Genomic DNA, 7,292 nt, shown 5'->3' with positions numbered 1-7,292 from the left:
AAAGATCATCATAATTTACCTTATTTAGTAAATTATTCTTCATTACATTTCATGTCAGATTCAATGCATGCTTAATGTGAAAAACATCGTTAAAGTAGCAGTTCCTTCTCAGCTGCGTGCTCTTCATTCCTAGCACTGCGCCCGCTAGGAAATCTCCTCTAATCAAGAGAAAAACCTTTGCTGGCTGTCCGTTTTTGAGCTTGGTGTTCGTGTGATTTGTGCGATTGTAGCTAAAGAGAGGGAATGGCTGTGGGAGGAAGAGCGGTAGCGTCCGCCTTTAAAGATTTGTTCCTACCACCTCATCGATACCACTTAAGGGAACAAATCTTTAACAGCGGCTGGAGCCCACAGCGATTCCCTCCGCAACGCACCCAAGTCACGAACACGCACATCAAAGGACGCCGCAAGGCGTTTTTCCTATTTTGTCGGAAACTATATTTTTAATATATTCTTGATACAAATTATGATAGAATTTAGTCAAAGAAATCAGTAGTGTCGAGCGATCAAGAGTTTTCGGGAGGAATTTACTAGAAATGAGCAAAAAATTAAAAAGGGAACGTAGAGAAAACAAGAAAAAAATGTCGAAATGGATAGCAGCTTCTGCAGTGATTGCTCCTTTAGCGTACATCATTCCAGCAGAATTAACCGCCTTGGCTGCACCCCCTGAGCATATACAGCCCTTTGAAGAGCAAACGATTGTACTTGGCTACAACGAAACTTTTAATTTGAGCGATATATTGCAATCCTCTGGTGAATTATCCTATCAAACTGTTCATGTGCAAAGTCCTGCTGTTGCTGATGCTGCTATTATCAACGGAAGCAAATTGCGAATCGGTGCCAAAAAACTGGGGACCACGGTGATAACGCTTTTATCCGCAAATGGGAATGCCGCTCGCTTTCGTCTAACAGTAACTGAGAACGCACAGCTAAATGCCCTATCAGAAGGAAAGATACATATTGATGATATTATCAAATATAGTCATTTAAATCCGGGAAAGTATACGAATAAAGAAGACTATGGTACTTTACTGCATACTTTATCCGCTATTCAGGAGATGCCGAATCAAGCCCCTGCTTTAACAACCGGCCATATCCCCACTCAGCAATTGGACAGGAATCAGGTTTCTGTTCTTTTTTTAGATGATTTTATCGGAGATGAAGATGGAGATTTATTGTCATATGGTTCTCTGGTTTTATCCTATAATTCGGCAGTGTTATCTGCAGGTTTTGTCAGTGCGGAGCTCACTGGTGGTGTCTTGTCCATTAGAGGGGTTTCGCGGGGAACCGGCACATTGACTTTGACTGCAAAAGATTCAAATAACGCACAGACTGTGGTTGGCTTCCAGGTTCAAATAAGTAATTCTGCCCCCGAAGCCATACATGGCGCGACATTGCTGGCTACCCCCAATCCGGTCGGACTAGGGGCTGTTGTGTCGGTTAATGTAGGTAGTTATTTTACTGACCCGGATGGGGATGCCTTGTCATATAGTGCTTATTTGAATGATGGCACGACACCTCTCTCGTTCCAGTTGGCTAATAGCGGCAGCGTGATGAAATTTAGTGATTTGCCTGAAGGCACGTACAATATTACAATTGCAGCGAATGATGGTCATGAAGGTGTGTTCACGAGTGAAGTTGAGGTGACTGTAGATCATTCTGCGCCTGCAGCTCCAACAGCAAGCATCGAAGGTGGCTGGTACAACGCGGATCAGAGCATAACGTTAAGCGGTGAAGAGAATGCGAAGATTTATTATACGTTGGATGGCAGTGTACCGACCAAAGAAAACGGTATTTTGTATGCAGGGGCTATAAACATAACTCAGAGCGCTACGTTGAAGGCGATTGTAGTGGACCGTGCAGGTAATGCATCGTCGCCGCCTTTAGAAGCAGCCTACTATATTGACAAGGAAGTACCGGTGGCGCCAGTAGCAAGTGTAGAGGGCGGCTGGTACAACGTGGATCAGAGCGTGACTTTGATTGGCGAAGCGGATTGTAAAATTTACTACACATTGAATGGCAGTACGCCGACCAAAGAAAATGGTGTTTTGTACACAGGTGCTATTAACGTAACTCAAAGCGCAATGTTGAAGGCGATTGTAGTGGACCGAGCAGGGAACGTATCATTGCCGTTAGAAGTCACTTACCATATCGACAAAGAAGTGCCACCAGCTCCAGTAACGAATGTGGTGGGCGGTTGGTATAACGTGAATCAGAGCCTTTTGCTAAGTGCTGAAGTGGATGCGAGAATTTATTACACACTGGACGGCAGTGAGCCGGTTATTGGCAGCTTAGAGTATAGCGATGCTATCGGCATAACCGTAACCACAACGCTGAAGGCGATTGCGGTTGACCGCGCAGGAAATATATCGCCTGTGTTGGCAGTTACCTATTTTATCGATAAAGAAGCACCAGTAGCGCCAGTAGCAAGTATCCCCGAAGGATTATACAACGTGGATCAAAGTGTGACGCTGAGTGGAGAAGAGCATACGAAGATCTACTATACACTGGATGGTACGATTCCAACTACCAACAGCTCAGAGTATCTCAACGCTATCAACATAACAAGCACGACTACACTAAAGGCAATTGCAGTAGATCGGGCAGGAAATATATCGTCACCTGCGTTTGTAGTTACATATCATATTGATAAAGAAGCACCTGCAGCGCCAGAAGCAAGTGTAGCCGGCGGATTGTACAACAAGAACCAGAGCGTGATTTTAAGTGCAGAAGTAGATGCGAAGATATATTACACGCTGGATGGCTCAACTCCAAGTATTAACAGCCCAGAGTATACAGGTGCTATCAACATCACAGAAACAACTATGCTCAAAGCAATCGCGGTAGATGGTGCAGGTAATATTTCGTCGTCATTGTTAGGGGTTTTGTATCAAATCGACAAGGAAGCACCAGCAGCGCCAACAGCCAATGTCCCTGAGGGCTGGTACAACGTGAATCAGAGCGTGACGTTGAATGGTGAAGCGGAAGGGAAGATCTACTATACGTTGGATGGTACGATTCCAAATACGAGCAGCCCAGAGTATACAGGTGCCATTTACATCTCTCAAACCACCACGCTTAGAGCGATTGTAGTAGATCGAGCAGGCAATGTTTCGTTGTTGCCGTTAGAGATTACTTATCATATCGACAAAGAAGCGCCCTTAGAGCCAGTGGCAAATGTAATGGGTGGCTGGTACAACGTGAATCAGAGCGTGACACTAAGTGGAGAGATGGACGCGAAGATTTACTACACACTGGATGGCAGCGAGCCTACACTTGGCAGCCTGGAGTATATGGATATACCGATCAGCATCACACAAACGACCACGCTCAAAGCAATCACGGTAGATAGAGCGGGAAATATCTCTACGCCAGCATTGATAGTTACCTATCATATCGACAAAGATGCGCCTGAAGCACCATTTGCCAATATTCCCGATGGTTTATACAACACGGTTCAAAGCGTGACACTGAGCGGGGAAACCGATGCAAAGATTTACTTCACGTTGGATGGAAGTCAGCCTACAATCAACAGCCCGGAGTATATAGGTACACCGATTTACATTGCTCAATCGACTATGCTGAAAGCAATTGCGGTAGACCGTGCAGGCAATATATCATTGTCAATGTTAGAAGTCACTTATGAAATCGATAAAGAAGCACCAGCAGCGCCAACAGCCAGCATTCCCGAAGGCTTTTATAACGCGGAACAAATCGTAATGCTAAGTGGCGAAGCGGATGCGAAGATTTACTACACATTGGATGGTAGTGAACCGGAAATAAACAGCAATCAGGAGTATAATGGTGAGAACATTTATATAACCCAAACTACTACGTTGAAGGCAATAGCGGTAGACCGTGCAGGCAACGTTTCTCCTGTTCTGAATGCTGCATATGAAATAGTAAGTGACCAGGATGCTGTGAGTATTGCAGCAGTAGGTCTTGAAATCGGATATGTGCCAGACGATACTCAGGAGCATGTGACACAGAATGTAGTGCTTCCAACAACAGGGGCAAATGGAGTGCTGATTACCTGGGAATCAAACAGCAGCTTGATTGATGCAGGAACGGGTACGGTTACACGACCCGAATATGGTGAGGAGAATACCTTAGTAGGAATGATAGCCACGTTAACGAAAGGGAATGTTACTCAAATTAAAGAATTCCCACCAATTACCGTATTGGCATATAGTACTCCAAATCCTTATGATGTTGGTATTCTAGATGGTAATTATGAAGGCGGCTGGACTTATTACCTGAACGTCTTTCTTGCAGATATTTTCCCGAATCCTAATGAAGAGACTCTTATTTACTCGATGTCTGTGCCTGAGGGAGTATGGGTTACTTCATTTGGAGAATTTGGGAGCAACCACCCCATTAATCCTGATTCATTTACAGAAGGTGAACTAAGCTTTTTTGTAGATACATCTTTAACATCAGGAATCCAGACCATACCGATTACTGCAACATATCCAGGTGGCACGGTTTCATATAATTTGCAAATGACTATTGAAAACCGTGCTCCAAGGATGCATGAATATGAACTTCCGGAGTATGGAATAAAGGCAAATGAACATGCAACCTTTGATCTTTCCAAGTATTTCTACGATCCAGACGGAGATCCGTTAAACTTTGAGATTGTATCTAGTGATGATTTAAGCTTGGTTTCTCAAAGTGGTGGAATGTTCACATTCTCAGCATCAGGTACTGCTCAAAATACAAACACTGTTACGTTCGCTGTATATGATTCAAATTATAACTATTATGAGCAATATCCGAGTTTTAACGTTCATGTTGTTGACAATATATTTCAAGTAAATGAAGATGAGTCTTTAACTGATGGTATTGATCTCACTGAATATTTTCAAGATACATACGGATTCGGCTGCGTGCAGCTTACCTATAACTCTTCTATAGTTGCAGATTTAGATAGCGGCGGAATAATATCTGTAAGTGGGAATTACTCAGGGACTAGTACTATTCATGTAAGGGATGCTAATATTTCTGATAGACAAGCAGATTTTTTCGTTAAAGTTAATGGAAAACCGTGGATTGATTATAACTCATATGGCCTGGATTCTATTTTGAAAATAGGTGAATCAAAGACATTTAGCCTTAATCCGCACTTCCCTATGAGTAACGCAATATTCGTGGAAGATCCTGAGTTCGATCCGTTGACTTACTCGATTGAAGCCGATAATAATATTTCAATTGTGTGGGCGCCTGATCAACGATCCTTTACTGTCGCCTATACAGGAGCAGGAGATCCTCAAAGTGACACGGTATCGTTTAGCTTTACGGCAACAGATGCTCACGGTGCTCAAAAAAGCAAAGTTATCGAATTATCGGTTTTTGGTCCAGATGATTTCTTGTGGGAGCCAGACACTGATGAGCGGGTTATGTATGAGAATTTAAGCTCATATTTTGGTGAAGTGGATTCGGCGTCAATATCCTACAGTGTTACTATTACAGGACCAGAAGAAGAAGAATCCAAAAAATTTATATATCGAATTGAGGATAACACGCTTTACGGCCAGTCAGGCTATTTCGATACCCAAAGATGGAGAGAATATATCATGATTATTACTGCGACAGATAACAACGCACCTCCACAAATCAGGAAGATTAAGATCGTAGTTCCACCCTACTTTGGTCCTATGTGATCGAATCAAGCAGCGGTTTTTCGGCTCATCGAAAAGCCGCTTTTTTCTTGAAAATGAGTTCATGAACTAAGAAAGTGAAGGTGAAAGTGAAGCAATGAACGAGCAGACGGAGACCTATAAGCTTCCCAAATCCACAGAGTTCGATCCTATGGAGCAGCTCCAGCAAGCCCTTATTGACAAGCAATATAATCATGCTGAAAAAGTAGCTTTAGAGCTGCTGCGTATCAACCCGTTCGCTGCGCAGGTATGGGTGTATCTTGGCGAAGCGCTGCTGCATCAAGGTTATGGACAAACTGCCAGGGCTGTGTTTGAACGTGGCTGGCTGCTCGATCCGCAGGCCACCTGGGTAGGTGCCGTGCAGCAAGCATTAGCCCAGTCTGGCGAAGGTGCCTTGCACGCTGAAATTGAACGAATACTTACCGTGAACAAGGTGACTGTCGCCGCGGCGATCATTACACGCAATGAAGCGCGGTGCATCGAGCGATGCATCCGCAGTCTGATAGAAGCGGTAGATGAAATCGTTGTCCTCGACTATGACTCTACCGATGGCACATTGGAGCTTATCGAGCATATGCCGAAGGTGAAGGTGGTTCGGGGTGTGGCGTTTGATGATGATTTTGCAGCCAAACGGAATCAAGGTCTGGGCGTTATAGAGAGCGACTGGGTGCTGTGGGTGGATGCCGATGAATGGCTGGATGCTGGCGATGCCCGCTGTGTACGTGAAGCAGCAGCGCTTTTTGATACTTTGAATATACCCGCCATTCTAAGCATTTGCCAGGCTAACCATATTCAAGGCCGCATTGCGCCAGATTACTCACTGCCGAGGATGTTTCCATTACGTCGTGGGCTGCATTATTATGGCCGGGTGCATGAGCAGGTTGTGAGTGCTGGCAAGGGCGTTTTCGACAGCGATCTGTTCCGTCATTCAGTGCGCATTCGGCTGCACCATGATGGATACGAACCACATATTATGAAATTTAAAAACAAGCTGGATCGCAATATTGCACTATTGGAAAAAATGCTTGAGGACGAGCCTGACCATCCGGGCTGGCTGCTTTATTATGGCCGGGAACTGCTTGGCAGGGGAGAAAAGGAGAAAGCCATCGCCATGCTGCTGCGGGCGGAACGCGCCTCTGAGCATGTACCCGGCTTTGGCCGGCTGCTTGATGTTCTGATGTTTTTACTGAAAATATATATGTCGGATAATCAGCTCGATCAAGCGGAGGAAGTGTGCAGACGAGCGCTTGCAATGGAACCGGATTTCCCGGATGCCCAATATTACATGGCACAAATTCAAATGAGACGCGCAGTTGGACTACTTAGGGAGGCGGAGAGCCATCTAAAGCGTTCGAAGCAAACCTTTCACACCTACCGCGGCACGGTAACTGCAGATGGACAAATTCCTGACTGGAAGGCCGATTTGGCCCTTGCTGATTTGGCCAGATTAGCTGGCAAAACGACGGAGGCACGTGCCATTTATCAGGATATCGCCAAGCGGCATCCAGAGCTGGAAAGTGTGAAGAACAAGCTGGAGAAATTGGAGCAGCTGTAGTAGTTGAATAACTTGATAGACTGATACAGCAGAAGTTAAATAGTTAGTTTCAGATAAATAGGCTAAATTGGGTAAATAAG

2 protein-coding genes are annotated in these 7,292 nt (G+C 44.7%); both read left to right on the top strand.

Going from position 1 to position 7,292, the window contains the following annotated elements; all coding sequences use genetic code 11:
• The first annotated feature begins 533 nt into the window (after window positions 1–533).
• On the top strand, window positions 534–5,660 hold the full coding sequence (locus tag J2Z66_RS35365) for a chitobiase/beta-hexosaminidase C-terminal domain-containing protein (protein WP_209977493.1): 5,127 nt from the start codon (window positions 534–536) through the stop codon (window positions 5,658–5,660).
• A 94-nt stretch (window positions 5,661–5,754) separates the two neighbouring features.
• Window positions 5,755–7,212 carry a glycosyltransferase gene (locus tag J2Z66_RS35360; RefSeq protein WP_209977492.1) on the top strand — a complete coding sequence of 486 codons (1,458 nt, stop codon included), beginning with the start codon at window positions 5,755–5,757 and terminating at the stop codon, window positions 7,210–7,212.
• The last annotated feature ends 80 nt before the right edge of the window (window positions 7,213–7,292 follow it).

The organism is Paenibacillus eucommiae (assembly GCF_017874215.1).
In the GTDB taxonomy this organism is placed as follows: Bacteria; Bacillota; Bacilli; order Paenibacillales; family NBRC-103111; genus Paenibacillus_AI; species Paenibacillus_AI eucommiae.
The sequence above is the reverse complement of the archived record's forward strand: the minus strand, read 5'-3'. Positions and strand labels throughout refer to the sequence as shown.

Excerpts from the sequence above, each read along its gene's own strand:
- J2Z66_RS35365 (WP_209977493.1), top strand. The coding sequence starts at position 534 with ATGAGCAAAAAATTAAAAAGGGAACGTAGAGAAAACAAGAAAAAAATG.
- J2Z66_RS35360 (WP_209977492.1), top strand. The coding sequence starts at position 5,755 with ATGAACGAGCAGACGGAGACCTATAAGCTTCCCAAATCCACAGAGTTC.